Source organism: Pandoraea commovens, assembly GCF_024704525.1.
Lineage (GTDB): Bacteria > Pseudomonadota > Gammaproteobacteria > Burkholderiales > Burkholderiaceae > Pandoraea > Pandoraea commovens.
This window is the reverse complement of the sequence record NZ_CP102780.1, coordinates 5,617,942-5,636,445: the sequence shown is the minus strand read 5'-3', so window position 1 is coordinate 5,636,445 and position 18,504 is coordinate 5,617,942. Positions and strand designations below refer to the sequence as shown.

The 18,504-nt window shown below is 60.2% G+C and carries 8 protein-coding genes, 2 tRNA genes and 3 rRNA genes; 9 read left to right on the top strand and 4 right to left on the bottom strand.

The window, feature by feature from the left end:
• Positions 1-4: 4 nt before the first annotated feature.
• The 3 genes from NTU39_RS25385 to NTU39_RS25375 all read right to left on the bottom strand — a co-directional run bounded on the left by NTU39_RS25385 (position 5) and on the right by NTU39_RS25375 (position 5,116).
• Positions 5-2,272: a cellulose biosynthesis cyclic di-GMP-binding regulatory protein BcsB gene (locus NTU39_RS25385; protein WP_246184486.1), complete on the bottom strand. Its 2,268-nt coding sequence runs from the start codon at positions 2,270-2,272 to the stop codon at positions 5-7.
• Positions 2,273-2,363: 91 nt separating this feature from the next.
• Positions 2,364-3,521 (bottom strand): non-hydrolyzing UDP-N-acetylglucosamine 2-epimerase, encoded by a 1,158-nt coding sequence (gene wecB, locus NTU39_RS25380; protein ID WP_150663545.1) that lies wholly within the window; start codon positions 3,519-3,521, stop codon positions 2,364-2,366.
• A gap of 629 nt (positions 3,522-4,150) precedes the next feature.
• Positions 4,151-5,116, bottom strand: a complete 966-nt coding sequence (locus tag NTU39_RS25375) for a GlxA family transcriptional regulator (protein ID WP_373275423.1) — start codon at positions 5,114-5,116, stop codon at positions 4,151-4,153.
• A gap of 256 nt (positions 5,117-5,372) precedes the next feature.
• Between NTU39_RS25375 and NTU39_RS25370 the strand changes: the two genes are divergently transcribed.
• The 4 genes from NTU39_RS25370 (at position 5,373) to NTU39_RS25355 (ending at position 10,457) form a co-directional block, all read left to right on the top strand.
• Positions 5,373-6,086 carry a M24 family metallopeptidase gene (locus NTU39_RS25370; protein ID WP_257958836.1) on the top strand — a complete coding sequence of 238 codons (714 nt, stop codon included), beginning with the start codon at positions 5,373-5,375 and terminating at the stop codon, positions 6,084-6,086.
• A gap of 165 nt (positions 6,087-6,251) precedes the next feature.
• Entirely contained in the window at positions 6,252-6,776 is a 525-nt protein-coding gene (locus tag NTU39_RS25365; protein ID WP_150663542.1) for a sigma-70 family RNA polymerase sigma factor, read from the top strand.
• The gene (locus tag NTU39_RS25360) at positions 6,773-7,783 is read left to right on the top strand and encodes a FecR domain-containing protein (RefSeq protein WP_257958835.1); all 1,011 of its coding nucleotides are present in this window, start codon (positions 6,773-6,775) and stop codon (positions 7,781-7,783) included. Before NTU39_RS25365 ends, NTU39_RS25360 begins: the two co-directional genes overlap by 4 nt.
• 148 nt (positions 7,784-7,931) lie before the next feature.
• On the top strand, positions 7,932-10,457 hold the full coding sequence (locus NTU39_RS25355; protein ID WP_257958834.1) for a TonB-dependent siderophore receptor: 2,526 nt from the start codon (positions 7,932-7,934) through the stop codon (positions 10,455-10,457).
• A 128-nt stretch (positions 10,458-10,585) separates the two neighbouring features.
• Here NTU39_RS25355 and NTU39_RS25350 read toward each other — a convergent pair whose 3' ends face one another.
• Positions 10,586-12,232, bottom strand: coding sequence for a phospholipase D-like domain-containing protein (locus NTU39_RS25350; RefSeq protein WP_257958832.1), 1,647 nt, complete (start codon positions 12,230-12,232; stop codon positions 10,586-10,588).
• Positions 12,233-12,929: 697 nt separating this feature from the next.
• Here NTU39_RS25350 and NTU39_RS25345 point away from each other — a divergent pair.
• The 5 genes from NTU39_RS25345 to rrf all read left to right on the top strand — a co-directional run bounded on the left by NTU39_RS25345 (position 12,930) and on the right by rrf (position 18,151).
• Positions 12,930-14,462: ribosomal RNA gene (locus tag NTU39_RS25345) — 16S ribosomal RNA — on the top strand.
• Between the two features lie 64 nt (positions 14,463-14,526).
• Positions 14,527-14,603: transfer RNA gene (locus tag NTU39_RS25340), tRNA-Ile, on the top strand.
• A gap of 52 nt (positions 14,604-14,655) precedes the next feature.
• Positions 14,656-14,731, top strand: a tRNA-Ala gene (locus tag NTU39_RS25335).
• A 298-nt stretch (positions 14,732-15,029) separates the two neighbouring features.
• Positions 15,030-17,907, top strand: a 23S ribosomal RNA gene (locus NTU39_RS25330).
• A 131-nt stretch (positions 17,908-18,038) separates the two neighbouring features.
• Positions 18,039-18,151, top strand: a 5S ribosomal RNA gene (gene rrf, locus NTU39_RS25325).
• Together the 16S, 23S and 5S rRNA genes with 2 tRNA genes alongside form the textbook arrangement of a ribosomal RNA operon.
• The last annotated feature ends 353 nt before the right edge of the window (positions 18,152-18,504 follow it).

Here is an 18,504-nt window from a genome sequence, read left to right as displayed (position 1 = left end):
CCGATCAATGGCTGTCGGGTTTCTTGCGGCCCGCACGCAGCGCCAGCACAAGAATCAGCAGCATGACCAGCAACACGATGGCGATGCCCGGCACGCCCCACGAAACGTAACGACGCCATTCGTAGAACGCGCTCTCGCCGGCGCCCGGCGGTTCGCTCGCGTCCGGGTTGCTTGTGTCGATCCAGGCCACCGGACCGGTCGGTCCGATAATCGCCAGGTTGCCGCGATTGAGCAGGAACGGCACGCCCACGTCGGCCTTCGTCTCGCCAATGGCGTACCAGAGCAGACCGTCCTGACCATCGCCACGCACGACTTCTGCGGTCGACAGACGTTGCAGCCCCGTGATATCGAGCCACTTGGCGTCTTTGCCGCCGATCTCCAGACGCTGACGATCGGTCACGACTGCCGAAGGCTTCGCGCCTTCGACCGCCACTTCCATCGCGACGAACGGCTTGCTCGGTTTCACGCTCTTGCCGGCAGCTGCGATCGTCAGTTCGGCGCGCGACGGCGACAGACCGCTAGCGGCCGCAATGCCGATCACGCGACGAATGTTATCCGGCGCCGACTGTAGATAGCGCTCCGGCACGATCAGTTGCGGGTTGCCCGCCATGAGCGGCAGCAACCCGACGAACGTGCCGTCCGGCTCGGCCTTGCCCGGGCGAACATAACTGGCTACAGGCAACACATTGACCGGGAAGGCCTGCGGAATCTCGTTACAGTCGGCCGAATACGGCTGCCGCTGTACCGACACGCGCAGGGTGTTGTTCACGCCGAGCGCATAGCCCGGCACGCGCGCTTTGAGCTGCTCCGGATGGCCATTCGCATCCAGTTGCTTGGCCGCAAGCAAAATGCCGTTCCAGAACACGGTCGCCACCGGCTTGGAGGCCGCCGGTCCTGGCGCCGCCGACAGATACAGCGAGATTTCGCCCGGCATGCGTCCGCCCGAAGCCACAGCGGAAAGCGGGAAGCTCACCGTCCAGTCGCCGCGCGCGAGCACGTCGAAGCTGTCGGATGAGCCGCCGAGGCTCGACAGACGCACGACTTGCTTGTCCTCAATGTCCGGCGTGTGTGCGATCGGCGCGCTCACGCTGTTGCTTAGCAGGATCCGGCGCAGCGAGTCGTCGAACAGACCTGCGGCCTGGGCGCCGGCATCGCCCGCGATGGCGATGACCGACTGAGCGCCCATCGACACGAGGCGGACCTGCTTCGCGCCCAACGTTTCCGTGGCGAGTGCGGCACGTTGTGTGCGCCACGTCTTGAACGCCTCAGCAGCATCGCTGTCGTTGGTCAGTTGCGCTTGCAGTGCGTCGAGGGCGGCGACCAGACGCGTGCGCAGCGCGGCATCGGCCACAGCAACTTCACCGCTCACGGCGGGTGCGCCGACAGCGAGCAGCGCGCCCAGTTCGGCGTCGTTAGCCAGCTTGTGGGCTGCGTTGTTGTCCTTGATCGCGGCGAACGCGGGCACCCCGGCCAGCGCCGCGGGCACGACCACGTCGCGCGTGTCGACCGTGTCTCCGACGGCAGGCAGTGCGCGCACCACCACGCGCTTGCCGTTTCGCTCGAGCGCCACGCCGATACGCCAAGCGCTGTCGAAGGCTTCCTTCGTGAGCGTCTTCGACGCAACGAGCAGTGCGGGCGAGCCCGGCAGCGTGCTCCACGCGTCGTCGAGGCTGCTCACCGACTTCTGATCGACGCGATACGTCAGGCGCGTCTGCGGCGTGATCGTCACCGAGTTAGCCAGCGACTGGTCCGGCTCGCAGCGGTTGTTGCCCGTGCGCGAATGCCAGTTCACGCCGAGACGCACGAAACCGTTCTCACGCGGTCGCGAGGACACGGCGAGCGTGCGCTGGAGCGGGCCGTCACCATCGGGCATCGATTGCGAAGTCATCGGCTGTCCGTCGATGGACAGCACGAACGACGCCGGGCCTTTTTCGCCCTTCAGATAGCGGCCGTCGAACGAGATCGACGCATCGGAGAGCGGCAGGCCCTTGGGGACCGGCAGATAGAAGTCCTGATTGGCGTCGCCCGAGAGAACGACCGGCGCCGTGATGCCCAGGTCGGCCAGCGCAATGCTGCGCGTGAGGTTCGCCCCCGTGCCCAGCGACCGGATACCGTCGCCCAATGCACTGGCGTTCGCCATGCCAGGCAGCCACACACCGGCGGCCAGCACGCAGCACAGCAGGGTCGAAGTTGCCCGGGGCACCGTGCGCAATGCGCGCAAAGGCTGGCGGGAGGGAACACTCTGGAGGGGCATAGGGTTGGACAACGACATGACTCTTCCGTGAATAGGCGTGACGTTGCGCAACGGCGACATCACGAAATGTAACGGCACCTGCATTGCCGCGGAAATGACGCTCGAGAACTCAAACATTGTTGGCGCTCTCGCAGCAGGGATCGAACTCCGCGAATGGGCGTCCGCACAGTGCGTCGACGATACGCTTGGCTGCGTGACCGTCGCCGTAAGGATTGATTCGTCGCGAAAACGACGCGTGATACGCGAGGTCGTCGAGCAGGCGTGTCACACCCGACACAATCCGCTCGCGATGGGCACCGACCAGCGCGACTGTGCCAGCCTCGACGGCTTCGGGCCGTTCTGTTACGTCGCGCATGACCAGCACTGGCCTGCCAAGAAACGGGGCCTCTTCCTGCACGCCCCCTGAGTCCGTGAGAATGATGTATGCCCGCTGCATGAACCAGACGAAGTCGACATAATCAAGCGGATCGATCAAGTGCACGTTGTCGAAGCCGGACAACTCCCTCATCACAACGTCGCGTACGGCCGGATTAAGGTGCACGGGGTAGACGATTTGCAAATCTCGGCGCCGGGCCAGGTCGGCCAACGCAGCGCATATGTTTCTGAAACCATCGCCGAAGCTCTCGCGGCGATGGCCCGTCACGAGCAGCATGCGGCGATGAGTGTCGACCCAAGGGTATCGCTTGGCGACGTCCTTCGAGAGCGGCGAATCGTCACGAAGGCGCGATGTGAGGATGGCGAGTGCGTCGATCACCGTATTGCCGGTCACCGCGATGCGGCCCTGCAGGTGTTCGCGTAGCAGGTTGGCTTTGGAGGTGGCTGTAGGCGCAAACAGCCAGTCGCCGATCGCATCGACCACACGACGATTCATTTCTTCCGGGAACGGCCTGGCAAGATCTCCCGTGCGCAGCCCCGCCTCAACGTGACCGACGGGAATGCGACGGTGAAATGCGCCAAGCGCGCAAGCAGACGCCGTGCTGGTATCGCCATGTACCAGCACATAATCAGGCTTCTCTTCCTCGAGTACTGCGTCAATTCGTTCGACCGCGCGCGCGAACAACCCATTGAGCGTTTGGTTCGGGACCATCACGCCAAGATCGTACTTCGAAGTTAAATCGAATAACGACATGACCTGGTCGAGCATCTCGCGGTGCTGACCTGTCACACATACGACGCTCTTAATGCTCGCTTCCTGGCCAAGGGCAGCCACAAGCGGAGCCATCTTGATGGCTTCGGGACGCGTTCCGAAAATAGACAGAACTTTCATCGTTCATCATTCCATTCAGAGTCTGCTTGACGCGCACGTGGTGCAGCGCTTTTTACTTGGTCCGCCGCGCGCGGCCTAGTTGACACGAGAATGGAACGGCGACGCTAACACTGTTCAATGAATCGGCGTACTACCTAAAAAGCAACCTTGTGGCAACAACAATCATCCGTCGATCATTTGCTGCCGCGTACAAGGACGTCCCAATTTCTCCGCTTATTTCGCGTATTTTTCTGTGCTCTCTAACAACGCGACTGAATCGAGCGGGATATTAATTGACCAACGTCCCCTCGTCGTCCCCCAGGTTTCGAACATCTGAATCGGCAGTCTGTGGCGGCCGTCTTTGGCGGATGTGCCGCGTCGTCGGCTAGGCATTTTCGGCGCGACCGGATTGAGCAAAGCATGAGCCGACGCGGAAATTGTTGGGACAACTCGCCGATGGAGCGTCTGTTCCGAAGATTGAAACGGAATGTATGCCTAACGTGAGATACGCGAGTGCACCGCAAGCCCATCGAGACATCAGCCATCACCTGATGGTGATTGGAGACACGGGAAGGTCGGGCGCACAGTCTCGTCGGATGGGGACGATGTGTTCGACGGATGAGGCGCGCTGTTGGCGGGGCTGCGCGGAATTACCCCTGCGGCTGCCCAAAATTCTCCCGATACTGCTGCGGTGACACGCCGAAGCGACGCTGAAACACCTTGCGCATGTTGTGCGGGTCGCCGAAGCCGCATTCCCACGCCACTGTCTTGAGCGGCGCGTTGCCGTTCTCCAGCATGACGCGCGCGGCATCGACGCGGGCGGCGCTTACGAAGTCGGCTGGCGTCACACCCGCGTCGCGTGCGAATACGCGGGAGAAATTGCGTACGCTCATCTTCGCCACTGCCGCGAGATCGCCGACCGACAACGGCTCCGCCAGATGCTCCAGCACGTAATGCTGAACCTGTGCGACGGGAGAGTTCGGCTCGGCGTAGGGCGTCAGGTACGGACTGAACTGCGACTGACCGCCCGCGCGCTGCGTGAAGACGACCAGACGCTTCGCCACGTTCAGCGCTACCTCCTGCCCATGATCCTGTGCGAGCAGATGCAACGACAGATCGATCCCGGCCGTCACCCCCGCCGACGTGTACAGACTCCCGTCCTGAATGAACAGCCGGTCGACTTCGATATTCGCACCGGGGGCGCGCTCGGCCAGCACGTCCACATCGTTCCAGTGGGTGGTGACGCGCTTGCCGTCGAGCAGGCCCGCCGCCGCCAGGATCAGCGCGCCGTTGCAGATCGAGCCGTAGCGGCGTGCACGCGGGACCATGTCGCTCAGCCAGCGATAGACGTTCGGCCCGAGATCGTCCGTCAGCAGCGACGGGCCGCCCGCCACCAGCAGCAGATCGACGTGTCCGCCGACGTCCTGATAGTGACGTCGCGGCAGCAACGCCATGCCGTTCGAGCAGGCAATGGCCCCGTGCTGCGTGCCGATGACCTCCGTCTGGTACTGATCACCGGGCAGCAGGAAGCGATTGGCTTCGGCGAAGACGTCCAGCGGCCCGCTCACATCGAGCGATTGCACGCCGGGAAAGACCAGCAGGGCGACGTTACGGATCATGACGATTCGGTGGAAGACGGTTCAGGTTGGGGCAAATCGACAGGGAAACACTGGCGTTGATGCGACCCATTTTGGCAGAAAGCGACTCATCGGCAAGATGTCGGCCGGACGCTGGCACGAAGATGCCGCTGGTTGGCCTGATCGACCCGCTCGCGTTGCCCGGCGCGGCGTAGCGGCGGTTCGAGAATGCTCTGAGCGACGGCAACCCCGTCGCATGCCCCCCAGAACAACCGCATCCACCGAGAGGTATTCGATGTCCAATCAAGTGACTTCCGCCGCCGTCCGTTATCCCGACGAAGCCTCGCTGGCCGAGCGCGTCGGCCCCGCGTTCTCCGTCGACGGCATGCTCGCCGCCCGTAACAAGACCCGCACCGCGATTCGCGACATCGCGGCGAACGTGCGTCCCGGCATGGTCGAGGAAGACGCCGTCGCGATGGCCAAGGGCGTGCTGACGTCCGCAGGTCTGGAGCTGAGCTGGCACCCGACGCGCGTTCGCTTCGGCAAAAACACACTCAAGCCGATGCGCCAGCCGTCCGAGCCGGGCGTCGTGCTCGGCGAGAACGATCTCTTCTTCATCGACATTGCGCCGCGTTTCGAAGCTTGGGAAGGCGACGGCGGTGCGAGCTTCGTCGTCGGTCAGCATGACGAGTACGAGCGCTGCGCCCGCGACGCCGAGGCGCTGTTTCATGACGTCCGCCAAAAGTGGCAGCACGAAGGATCGACCGGACAAGCGCTCTATGCCTACGCCGCCGACGTCGCACGCCGTATGGGCTGGGCGCTGAATTTCGACCTGCCCGGCCACCGTGTCTCGGACTTCCCTCACGCCGCGATCCACACCGGCTCGCTGGCGGACTTCGAGACCACGCCGTCCGCCATGCGATGGATTCTGGAGATTCACCTGCGTGACCCGCAGCAGCGTTTCGGTGCGTTCTTCGAAGACATGCTGCTTGAGGACGCCTATTACTAAGTGCATCGCCGGATGCCGCTGTCGCATACGCGCCACGCGTAGCGACGGTGGCGCACCGTCCGTCCCATGCCAGTGAAACTTGTTTGCTATACTGCGAACGATTCTCATTTGCAAAACGGTGCCTGAGCCTTGCGGCCACACCTGGCCCGGGGACAGGAGGGGCGTATGCCCGCCGACGACACGCTGCAGCGCGACACTTCGCTGGGTACGCTGCGGGGACTCTACAACGATCATCACGGCTGGCTTCATGGCTGGCTGCATCGCAAGACCGGCTGTTCGCATCGCGCGGCCGATCTCGCGCATGACACTTTTGTCCGTCTGCTGGAGCGCGATCCGCCACGCCAGCTGGCGTCGCCGCGCGCGTTCCTGACGACCGTCGCGCAGCGCGTCCTCTATAACTACTGGCGACGCGAGCAGATCGAGCGCGCCTATCTCGACGCCCTCGCGCAACAACCCGAAGGCCTTGCCCCGTCTCCCGAAGAGCGCGCCATCGTGCTGGAGACGTTGCTCGAAATCGACCGTTGTCTCGATGGTCTGCCGCCCCTCGTCAAACGCGCCTTCCTGCTGGCGCAACTCGACGGCCTCACGTATCCCGAAATCGCCACCGAACTCGGCATTTCACTGGCGACGGTGAAACGTCATCTCGTGCGCGCGGGCACGCAGTGTTTCTTCGCGATGGAGACGGCGTGACGCGCTCCGCGACTTTCGACGCGACGATTGCCCAGCAAGCCGTCGAGTGGTGGGTGACGCTGCAAAGCGGCGACGCCACCGAGACGTTGCGCACCGCATGCGCGCGCTGGCGGGCGGCGAATCCGGAGCACGAGCGTGCGTGGCTTCATATCGAGAACGCCGACCGGCGTATGCGTCACGTGTCGGGCACGTTGGGGGCGGCCGTTGCGCAGGCCGCGCTGCGCGCACCCCGCTCGCGCGGACGCCGTATGGCGGTGAAGGCCATCGTCGGCGCGCTGTTCGTCGGCACCGGCGCGTGGGTCGCCAGTGATCCGATGGCGGTGCAATGGCTGCGCGCCGATGCGCGCACCGGGGCGGGCGAGCGACGCACACTGCGTCTGTCCGACGGCACGACGCTCGTTCTCAATACTCGCAGCGCCGTGCGTTTGTCGATGGACGGCGACGTGCGACGCATCGGTCTCGTCGAAGGCGAAATCATGGTGACGACCGGCAAGGACGTGACGCACGTACCGCCCCGGCCGCTGATCGTCGCCACGGCACACGGCACGCTCCAGCCGCTGGGAACGCGTTTCGTCGCGCGTCAGATCGATGGTCAGATCGACGGACGCAGCGACGCCTCCGTGCAAGTGTTCGAAGGCGCCGTGCGCGTGACACCGAAAGGTACGTCCTCAACCGACACTGCGAGCGTGCGGATCGTTCACGCAGGCGAGCAGGCGACGTTCAACGCCAGCGGCGTCGAGGCGGCGCTGCCGCTGGCGGATGGTGACGGCGCGTGGGCCGACGGCATGCTCGTCGCCGTCGACATGCGGCTCGACACTTTCCTCGCCGAGCTGTCGCGCTATCGGCGCGGCTATTTGCGGTGCGATCCGGCGGTGGCGTCGCTGCGCGTCTCCGGCACCTATCCGCTGGCCGACATCGACGCCATTCTCGGCGTGCTGCCGCACGCATTGCCCGTATCGGTGTCTTCCGTCACGCGGTACTGGGTGACGGTCGGACCTCGCGGATGAGCAGCCGGATGCACCACGCCTGAGTACTCGTTGGCGAACGTCCCGCCCTCTTTTTCAAATTTCTTTACGGTCAGTGAGCTGATTTGCCGGTCTCGCGTGACAAGGGAAGTGAAACCTTCTCTCCATTGCCTGAACGAGATCTCACATCATGGCCGTCGCTTTACCCGCATTCCCCGAACTATCGCGTGCCCTGCCATCCACTGCTACCGGGTTGCGTCGACGCCGCGTCTGCGCTGGCGTCGCGCTGACGTTTGCGTCGTTCGCTTCGACGTTTGGTGCGGGCGTCGCTCATGCGCAGACGTCCGATCAGGCACCCGCGACGGCCAAAGTCGCTGCCGCTGCACGGGCTTATGACATCCCGGCGGGCGCGCTCGACGCGGTGCTCACGCGCTTCGGACGCGAAGCGGGCATCTTGTTGACGTACACGCCTGCCCTGACGGCGGGGCGTCAGAGTCCCGGCGTGCAAGGCCGCTTCGATGTGCCGGGGGCGTTCGGTCAGATGCTCGCGGGCACCGGACTGACGGCGGCGCCGCAAGGGGCCGGTTACACGCTCGTGCCACAGGCGGCCCCGGCGGCTGCGACGTTGGCCGCCGGTGGTGGTTCGGGAGACGTTGCACTGCCGACGACGCACGTGCAAGGTCAGGCGTGGTCCGATGCCTACCGTCTGCCGGTGGACGCGAACGTCACACGCTCGGACACCCCGATCCTCGACATCCCCCAGGCCATCAACGTGGTGCCGCGTCAGGTGCTCGCCGACCAGCGTGCCCGCACGCTCGACGACGCGCTGATCAATGTCAGCGGCATCGTGCAGGGCAATACGCTGGCAAGTACGCAGGACACGCTGCTCAAGCGCGGCTTCGGCGGCAATCGCGACGGCTCAATCATGCACAACGGTATGCCGCTCGTGCAGGGCCGCGGACTGAACGCGAACGCGGATTCGGTCGAAGTGCTCAAGGGGCCGACGTCGCTGCTCTACGGGATCATGGACCCCGGTGGCGTGATCAACGTGGTGAGCAAGCGTCCCCTGCTCAAGCCTTACACCGCAGTGAGCGTGGCGGGCACGACCTATGGGCACGGTAAGAACGGCGTCGAGGAGACGCTCGATACGACCGGACCGATCGGTGATTCGGGACTGGCTTACCGGCTGGTCGTCGATCAGAACAATCAGCAGTACTGGCGCGTCTTCGGTTCGCAGCGTGAGACGCTCGTCGCCCCGACGCTCGCCTATTACGGACGCGATACGCAGGTCGTCGCCTCCTACGAGTACCGTAACTTTCTGACCCCGTTCGACCGGGGCACCGCGCTGGACCCGAAGACGAACCGGCCGCTGGCGATTTCGGCACGGGAGCGTCTGGATGACGTCCACAACGAAATGGCCGGGCAGTCCCATCTGGCGCAGATCACCGTCGACCATCAGTTCAATCCGGACTGGAAGGCGCACTTCGGCTACAGCTACAACACCGAGACGTACGACGCGGGGCAGTTGCGCATTACCGGCGTGAATTCCACGACGGGGATCGTCTCGCGCAGTAATGACGGTACGCTCGGCTCGGACAGCACCGACAGCTTCGGTACGGCGTATCTCGACGGCAAGGTGATGCTCGCAGGCATGCGTCACGACCTGCAATTCGGCGGAGACTGGGAGTATCGACGTATTTATCGGCGCGATCTGCTGCGTCAGGCCGCGAAGTGCACGTTCTCTTATCTGAATCCGGTGTACGGCTGCGAGGTGATCCCGAGTACGGTGTCTGCCGCCGATAGCGATCAGACCGATACGCTGCACGACGCTTCGCTGTTCTTCCAGGACGCCATCCATCTGACCGATCACTGGATTGTCGTCGGTGGCGTGCGGTTGCTGACGTATAGCCAGATCGCAGGCAAGGGGCGGCCGTTCAAGGCAAACACGAACATCAGCGACTCGAAGTGGCTGCCGCGCGCGGGCGTTGTCTATAAGGCTCGGGAGTATCTGTCGTTCTACGGTAGCTATTCCGAGTCGCTCAAGCCGACGTCCACCATTGCGCCGTTGTCGACGGGCGTGGTCATCGACTCGAACGTCGCACCCGAGCACGCGAAGTCGTACGAGGTCGGGGCGAAGCTCGACATGCCGAACGGGCTGAGCGGCAACCTTGCGGTGTTCAACATCGACAAGCGCAACGTGCTCGTGTCGCAGGCGGTGCCCGGGAGCAGTACGCTGGACTGGCGCACCTCCGGGGCGGCGCGCTCGCGGGGCGTCGAGCTGGATGTGTCGGGACGCATCGGGCAGCGCTGGAACGTGATCGCGAGCTACGCATTCATCGATGCGAAGATCACCGACGATCCGATGTACACCGGCAACACGCTGGTCAATGCGGCACGGCATACGGCGTCGCTGGCAGGGGTGTATGACTGGGGGCCGGTGCTGGGCGATGGGAGCGGCAACTTGCGCCTCGGAGCGGTGGGGCGATACATCGGGGCGCGCCCGGGTGATTCGGCGAACAGCTTTACGCTGCCCGCGTACTTCGTCGCTGATGTGTTCGCGACGTACGACACGAAGATCGGACGGCATCCCGTTCACTATCAGCTCAACGTGAAGAACGTGTTCAACAAGACCTACTACCCGTCGAGTGTCAGCCAGACGGTGGTGGCCATCGGCGACGCGCGCTCCGCAACGTTGTCGGCGACGTTCGAGTTCTGAGCGACGGCGCAGGCTCGCATTCCGTCGTCTCTATATATAGAAACCGCCGCACCCGGGAGGCCGGGGCTGCGGTTTTTCGTCCACCGAGTTGACGGTGCGTCGCCGTCGTGCCGACTGACGGTCGGTACTCAGAGCAAGTCGTCGCTCGGAAGCAGCGTGAACGCGCCCGCGACGGCGTTGCGGCTGAAGGTCGCGTAGGGTTCTACGTCGAAGATGCGCGGCTTGCCGTTCTCCTCGCCGACCCAGCGAAGTGCGGGCATTGTCGGTGGCGACGGTGTGGGCGGCGCTGTGCCCGGCGGCGCCAGCTCGACCCGGAAGCTGCTGCGCGGCGACGTCGCCTGGTCGAAGATGCGTGCCATACGCTCGGCGAATTCGGGGCTGTGGATGACGATCGCCAGTTCGGTGTTCAGGCGCACCGAACGAGGGTCGAGGTTGAACGAGCCGAGGACGACGTCGCGCCGGTCGATCACGTACGCCTTGCCGTGCAGACTCGCCTTCGATGACCCGCCGAACGTGACGCGTCGCGTGGGGCGTTCGCCGTTATCGGAGCGGATTGGCTTGAATTCGTACAGTTCGATACCTGCCTGCAGCAGGGCCGGACGGTAGCGCGCGTATCCCGCGTGGACGGGGACGACGTCGGTCGCCGCCAGCGAGTTCGTCAGCACGCGGACTTTGACGCCGAGTTGCGCCAGCGTCGACAGGAACCGGACGCCGCCATCCAGTGGCACGAAGTAGGGCGAGATGATCAGCACCTCCCTTTGCGCCTTGGCGGCGAGCTGGCGGAGTTTGTCGGCCGGGGCGCTTTGGGTTTCGGTGGCGGGGGCGTCGAGTTTGTCCGGAGTGTCGGCGGCGAGTTCGGCAGGCGCCCAGAAGAGTGGGACCGTGCCGTCGCGAAGTCCGGCGGCGAGGGACGGCTGGTTCAGCGCTTCGTGCCCGGCGGGGACATTCTCGGCGTCGTGCCAGTGTTGGGCGAGGGCGTCGCGCGTGGCGTCCAGCGTCTCCTTGTCGATCTTCGATTGGACCTGCTTGAGGGGGTATGACTGGGGGCTCGTCCAGAAGTGATCGAAGCTTCGGGAGACGGCCTCGACCACCGGTCCGGCGCACAAAAGGTCGAAATCGCGGAAGGAGAGATCGGGATTGGCGTCGAAGTATTCGTCTCCCAGATTGCGGCCACCGACGATCGCTAGTTGGTTGTCTGCGATCAGCGCCTTGTTGTGCATACGGCGGTTGAGCTGGTCGAACTGAGTGAGGAGGTTGCCCGCCCGTTCGAGTAGCGTGGTGTCGCGGGTGCCGAACGGGTTGAAGACCCGGACCTCGATGTTGCGATGCTGGTCCAGCGCGGCGAAGGCCGGGTCGGTGTGGCGACGGTTGATGTCATCGACCAGCATGCGCACACGCACACCGCGATCGGCCGCGTAGATCAGCGACTGGAGCAGCAGACGGCCGGTGATGTCCTCGCCCGCACTGTAGTACTGCACGTCGAGACTGTGCTGGGCAGACTGAACGAGCGCGAGACGCGTGGTGAAGGCGGCGGAACCCGTCGAGAGCAACTGGAAGCCGGATTGGCCCGGATGTGTGCGAATGGCGGGGGCGAGGGCGGTGGCCAGTTCACCGGGCGTGGCGGCTGGCGTGTGGGATGTCCACGGCGATGGCTCCGGTGGCGGACGTACCGACGTGCAAGCCCCCGCCAGGATGGCGAGCGGAATGAGCGTCGCGATGCGCCAACGGCGAAACGGCTGGACGAGGCAAGACAGAAGGGCGCGCGCTAGGAACATCTCAAACGCTCTTATATATAGATGGGGGGAACGCACGGAGCCTGCGACGCAGGCCTCGCCTTTCCATATAGGAAAGCTTTCAGGAAGCATATGCGATTTCATTCGTTGCGTCGCCCGGGGTGGCCCGGATACAGTGAACTCGTCTCCTCCATGTGTCCTGTCCCATGGATCTTGGCCCGCTCACGACGCGGGCCTTTTTTTGCCCTTTTCAAATTATTTTCACAAAGTGCTTGCCAGCGTTCCGGGTTTTCACTAATATTCCGTCTCTCGCAACGACAGCGACGCAGCGAAAGCAGCGGCGAAGTTGAAGCGACGGGCCGCAAAGCCCGGTGGTTAGTGGTTTTGGAGCTTGTGAGTCGCTACGGCGACGAGCGAAGAAAGCGAAAAAAACTGTTGACGACGACGAGAAGCTGCGACATAATCTCACTTCTCTGCTGCTGATGCAGCGACGCAGAAAACGAAGCGACGGCGCGGTAATTAAGCGACGAAGTTAAGTCAGATGCGATTGATCTTTAAAAATTAAACAACCGATAAGTGTGGGCACTCGATGAATGGTGCGTCTGCTTCGGCAGATAAGCTTTAAATTTATTGAGGCTCACATAGTAATAGGTAAGTTAAGTAATTAACTTGTCAGCATACTTTGAGAGCGACCGGTTCTAGTGATTTATCACGAAAAACCGAAAACAGTAACAGGTTTAAACTGAAGAGTTTGATCCTGGCTCAGATTGAACGCTGGCGGCATGCCTTACACATGCAAGTCGAACGGCAGCACGGGTGCTTGCACCTGGTGGCGAGTGGCGAACGGGTGAGTAATATATCGGAACGTACCTTGTAGTGGGGGATAGCTCGGCGAAAGCCGGATTAATACCGCATACGCTCTGAGGAGGAAAGCGGGGGACCTTCGGGCCTCGCGCTACAAGAGCGGCCGATATCAGATTAGCTAGTTGGTGGGGTAAAAGCTTACCAAGGCGACGATCTGTAGCTGGTCTGAGAGGACGACCAGCCACACTGGGACTGAGACACGGCCCAGACTCCTACGGGAGGCAGCAGTGGGGAATTTTGGACAATGGGCGAAAGCCTGATCCAGCAATGCCGCGTGTGTGAAGAAGGCCTTCGGGTTGTAAAGCACTTTTGTCCGGAAAGAAATCCTCTGGGTTAATACCTCGGGGGGATGACGGTACCGGAAGAATAAGCACCGGCTAACTACGTGCCAGCAGCCGCGGTAATACGTAGGGTGCAAGCGTTAATCGGAATTACTGGGCGTAAAGCGTGCGCAGGCGGTTTTGTAAGACGGATGTGAAATCCCCGGGCTCAACCTGGGAACTGCATTCGTGACTGCAAGGCTAGAGTATGGCAGAGGGGGGTAGAATTCCACGTGTAGCAGTGAAATGCGTAGAGATGTGGAGGAATACCGATGGCGAAGGCAGCCCCCTGGGCCAATACTGACGCTCATGCACGAAAGCGTGGGGAGCAAACAGGATTAGATACCCTGGTAGTCCACGCCCTAAACGATGTCAACTAGTTGTTGGGGATTCATTTCCTTAGTAACGTAGCTAACGCGTGAAGTTGACCGCCTGGGGAGTACGGTCGCAAGATTAAAACTCAAAGGAATTGACGGGGACCCGCACAAGCGGTGGATGATGTGGATTAATTCGATGCAACGCGAAAAACCTTACCTACCCTTGACATGTACGGAAGTCTGCTGAGAGGCGGATGTGCTCGAAAGAGAACCGTAACACAGGTGCTGCATGGCTGTCGTCAGCTCGTGTCGTGAGATGTTGGGTTAAGTCCCGCAACGAGCGCAACCCTTGTCCTTAGTTGCTACGCAAGAGCACTCTAAGGAGACTGCCGGTGACAAACCGGAGGAAGGTGGGGATGACGTCAAGTCCTCATGGCCCTTATGGGTAGGGCTTCACACGTCATACAATGGTCGGTACAGAGGGCTGCCAAACCGCGAGGTGGAGCTAACCCCAGAAAACCGATCGTAGTCCGGATCGCAGTCTGCAACTCGACTGCGTGAAGCTGGAATCGCTAGTAATCGCGGATCAGCATGTCGCGGTGAATACGTTCCCGGGTCTTGTACACACCGCCCGTCACACCATGGGAGTGGGTTTTGCCAGAAGTAGGTAGCCTAACCGTAAGGAGGGCGCTTACCACGGCAGGATTCATGACTGGGGTGAAGTCGTAACAAGGTAGCCGTAGGGGAACCTGCGGCTGGATCACCTCCTTTCTAGAGCATGCACTGGAAGTTGAGTGTTCACGCTTATCGGTTGTTGACTGCGTAGATCTAAGTCGGGTCTATAGCTCAGTTGGTTAGAGCACCGTCTTGATAAGGCGGGGGTCGATGGTTCGAGTCCATCTAGACCCACCAAGCTTTTTAACCACTGTTCGATAGACTCAAGTGGTGGTAAGTCGGCTTGATTGGGGGATTAGCTCAGCTGGGAGAGCACCTGCTTTGCAAGCAGGGGGTCGTCGGTTCGATCCCGTCATCCTCCACCAAAAACCTTAGATCGCATCGATGTCAGTCAAAAGCGCTTTACGTCTGTAGTAAATCCCCTGTGATGAATTACAAGCAAAGTGAATGCTTTTGAATGACAGCAATGTCATGCAGTTTATGTTCTTTAACAATTTGGAAGAAGAAGTAGTACAACGGAAGCGCGTTAGAGATGGCGCGTGGAAATTGTACGGGTTGTGATTGTATCAACCAGTATTTAAGTGATCGAAAGATGACTTGGAATACGGCACAACGCTAATACTCAACCTATGAAGAATGTGTCGAAAGACGCACTCGTTATAGGGTCAAGCGAATAAGTGCATGTGGTGGATGCCTTGGCGATTACAGGCGATGAAGGACGCGATAGCCTGCGAAAAGTTGTGGGGAGCTGGCAAATAAGCATTGATCCACAAATGTCCGAATGGGGAAACCCGGCCTTTTAGGTCATCCTAGACTGAATACATAGGTCTAGCGAAGCGAACGCGGCGAACTGAAACATCTAAGTAGCTGCAGGAAAAGAAATCAACCGAGATTCCCAAAGTAGTGGCGAGCGAAATGGGACCAGCCTTCAAGATTTAGCACCGGTGTTATCAAAACGGAATGGAAAGTCCGGCCATAGTGGGTGATAGCCCCGTATGAGAAAACCCTGGTGTGGAACTAAGCTTGAGAAAAGTAGGGCGGGACACGTGAAATCCTGTCTGAAGATGGGGGGACCATCCTCCAAGGCTAAATACTCGTAATCGACCGATAGTGAACCAGTACCGTGAGGGAAAGGCGAAAAGAACCCCGGGAGGGGAGTGAAATAGATCCTGAAACCGCATGCATACAAACAGTCGGAGCCTCGTAAGGGGTGACGGCGTACCTTTTGTATAATGGGTCAGCGACTTACATTCAGTGGCGAGCTTAACCGAATAGGGAAGGCGTAGCGAAAGCGAGTCCGAATAGGGCGTTCAGTCGCTGGGTGTAGACCCGAAACCAAGTGATCTATCCATGGCCAGGTTGAAGGTGCGGTAACACGTACTGGAGGACCGAACCCACTAACGTTGAAAAGTTAGGGGATGAGCTGTGGATAGGGGTGAAAGGCTAAACAAACTTGGAAATAGCTGGTTCTCTCCGAAAACTATTTAGGTAGTGCCTCGTGTATCACCTTCGGGGGTAGAGCACTGTCATGGTTGAGGGGTCCATTGCGGATTACCTCGCCATAGCAAACTCCGAATACCGAAGAGTGCAATCACGGGAGACAGACATCGGGTGCTAACGTCCGGTGTCAAGAGGGAAACAACCCAGACCGCCAGCTAAGGTCCCTAAATATTGCTAAGTGGGAAACGAAGTGGGAAGGCTAAAACAGTCAGGAGGTTGGCTTAGAAGCAGCCACCCTTTAAAGAAAGCGTAATAGCTCACTGATCGAGTCGTCCTGCGCGGAAGATGTAACGGGGCTAAGCAATATACCGAAGCTGCGGATGCGAGCTTGCTCGCATGGTAGGAGAGCGTTCTGTAAGCCTGTGAAGGTGTCTTGTAAAGGATGCTGGAGGTATCAGAAGTGCGAATGCTGACATGAGTAGCGATAAAGGGGGTGAAAGGCCCCCTCGCCGTAAGCCCAAGGTTTCCTACGCAACGTTCATCGGCGTAGGGTGAGTCGGCCCCTAAGGCGAGGCAGAGATGCGTAGCTGATGGGAAGCAGGTTAATATTCCTGCACCGTCGTATGATGCGATGGGGGGACGGATCGCGGAAGGTTGTCCGGGTGTTGGAAGTCCCGGTCCCTGCAGTGGAGAAGGCGCTTAGGCAAATCCGGGCGCGTAATTCAAGGCTGTGGGGCGAGTGAACTTGTTCACGAAGCAATTGGAAGTGGTTCCAAGAAAAGCCTCTAAGCTTCAGTCATACGAGACCGTACCGCAAACCGACACAGGTGGGCGAGATGAGTATTCTAAGGCGCTTGAGAGAACTCGGGAGAAGGAACTCGGCAAATTGGTACCGTAACTTCGGGATAAGGTACGCCCTTGTAGCTTAACTGGCCTGCGCCAGAAGGGTGAAGGGGTTGCAATAAACTGGTGGCTGCGACTGTTTAATAAAAACACAGCACTCTGCAAACACGAAAGTGGACGTATAGGGTGTGACGCCTGCCCGGTGCCGGAAGATTAAATGATGGGGTGCAAGCTCTTGATTGAAGTCCCGGTAAACGGCGGCCGTAACTATAACGGTCCTAAGGTAGCGAAATTCCTTGTCGGGTAAGTTCCGACCTGCACGAATGGCGTAACGATGGCCACACTGTCTCCTCCCGAGACTCAGCGAAGTTGAAGTGTTTGTGATGATGCAATCTACCCGCGGCTAGACGGAAAGACCCCATGAACCTTTACTGTAGCTTTGCATTGGACTTTGAACCGGTCTGTGTAGGATAGGTGGGAGGCTTTGAAGCAGGAACGCTAGTTTCTGTGGAGCCGTCCTTGAAATACCACCCTGGCTTGTTTGAGGTTCTAACCTAGGTCCGTAATCCGGATCGGGGACAGTGCATGGTAGGCAGTTTGACTGGGGCGGTCTCCTCCCAAAGTGTAACGGAGGAGTACGAAGGTACGCTAGGTACGGTCGGAAATCGTGCTGATAGTGCAATGGCAAAAGCGTGCTTAACTGCGAGACTGACAAGTCGAGCAGGTGCGAAAGCAGGTCATAGTGATCCGGTGGTTCTGTATGGAAGGGCCATCGCTCAACGGATAAAAGGTACTCTGGGGATAACAGGCTGATACCGCCCAAGAGTTCATATCGACGGCGGTGTTTGGCACCTCGATGTCGGCTCATCTCATCCTGGGGCTGTAGCCGGTCCCAAGGGTATGGCTGTTCGCCATTTAAAGAGGTACGTGAGCTGGGTTTAAAACGTCGTGAGACAGTTTGGTCCCTATCTGCCGTGGGCGTTGGAAGTTTGAAGGGGGCTGCTCCTAGTACGAGAGGACCGGAGTGGACGAACCTCTGGTGTACCGGTTGTCACGCCAGTGGCATCGCCGGGTAGCTATGTTCGGAAGAGATAACCGCTGAAAGCATCTAAGCGGGAAACTCGCCTTAAGATGAGACTTCCCTAGGAACTTGATTCCTTTGAAGGGTCGTTCAAGACCAGGACGTTGATAGGTCAGGTGTGGAAGCGCAGTAATGCGTTAAGCTAACTGATACTAATTGCCCGTAAGGCTTGATCCTATAACCAGTGTGTTTTTCCTGGTGTGAGTATCGCAATGTGCCGATACACTCACAACCCACAATAGTTGTTGTACTACGCTTCTTCCGAATTGGTTTTGTTGACCTCAGGTCAGCAGAACATACAAGTTAAGCCTGATGACCATAGCGAGTTGGAACCACCCCTTCCCATCCCGAACAGGACCGTGAAACGACTCCACGCCGATGATAGTGCGGATACCCGTGTGAAAGTAGGTAATCGTCAGGCTCCCCTTAAAAACCCCTTGCTACATACGTAGCAAGGGGTTTTTGCTTTGCGTTGACGCTTTGTGCCCTCCTTTAATCCATCCACGGATGCGCCGAGCGATCAATGGATTTGCGAGCCCTGGCGCGACGTCGCCCTTCGGCGAAGCATACGGGGTTCATTGACGTGATTCAAACAACTCATCCCGCCTTAGGCCAACACCAGTCCTGCCTCATTCCTGTCGAATCGCGCCAGGACGGACTCTGCCGGTAGCCTTATCCATCCGCCTTTCTGCCCCTTTCACCGCGGGAAATGACTGTTCGTGATGAGTGCTTGAAGAGCGGAAAGGAAGGCGCTCAGTTCGTATAAGACGACTC

Coding starts and splice junctions, on each gene's coding strand:
- NTU39_RS25385 (WP_246184486.1), bottom strand. CDS start 2,272: ATGTCGTTGTCCAACCCTATGCCCCTCCAGAGTGTTCCCTCCCGCCAG.
- wecB (WP_150663545.1), bottom strand. CDS start 3,521: ATGAAAGTTCTGTCTATTTTCGGAACGCGTCCCGAAGCCATCAAGATG.
- NTU39_RS25370 (WP_257958836.1), top strand. CDS start 5,373: ATGTCCAATCAAGTGACTTCCGCCGCCGTCCGTTATCCCGACGAAGCC.
- NTU39_RS25365 (WP_150663542.1), top strand. CDS start 6,252: ATGCCCGCCGACGACACGCTGCAGCGCGACACTTCGCTGGGTACGCTG.
- NTU39_RS25355 (WP_257958834.1), top strand. CDS start 7,932: ATGGCCGTCGCTTTACCCGCATTCCCCGAACTATCGCGTGCCCTGCCA.
- NTU39_RS25350 (WP_257958832.1), bottom strand. CDS start 12,232: ATGTTCCTAGCGCGCGCCCTTCTGTCTTGCCTCGTCCAGCCGTTTCGC.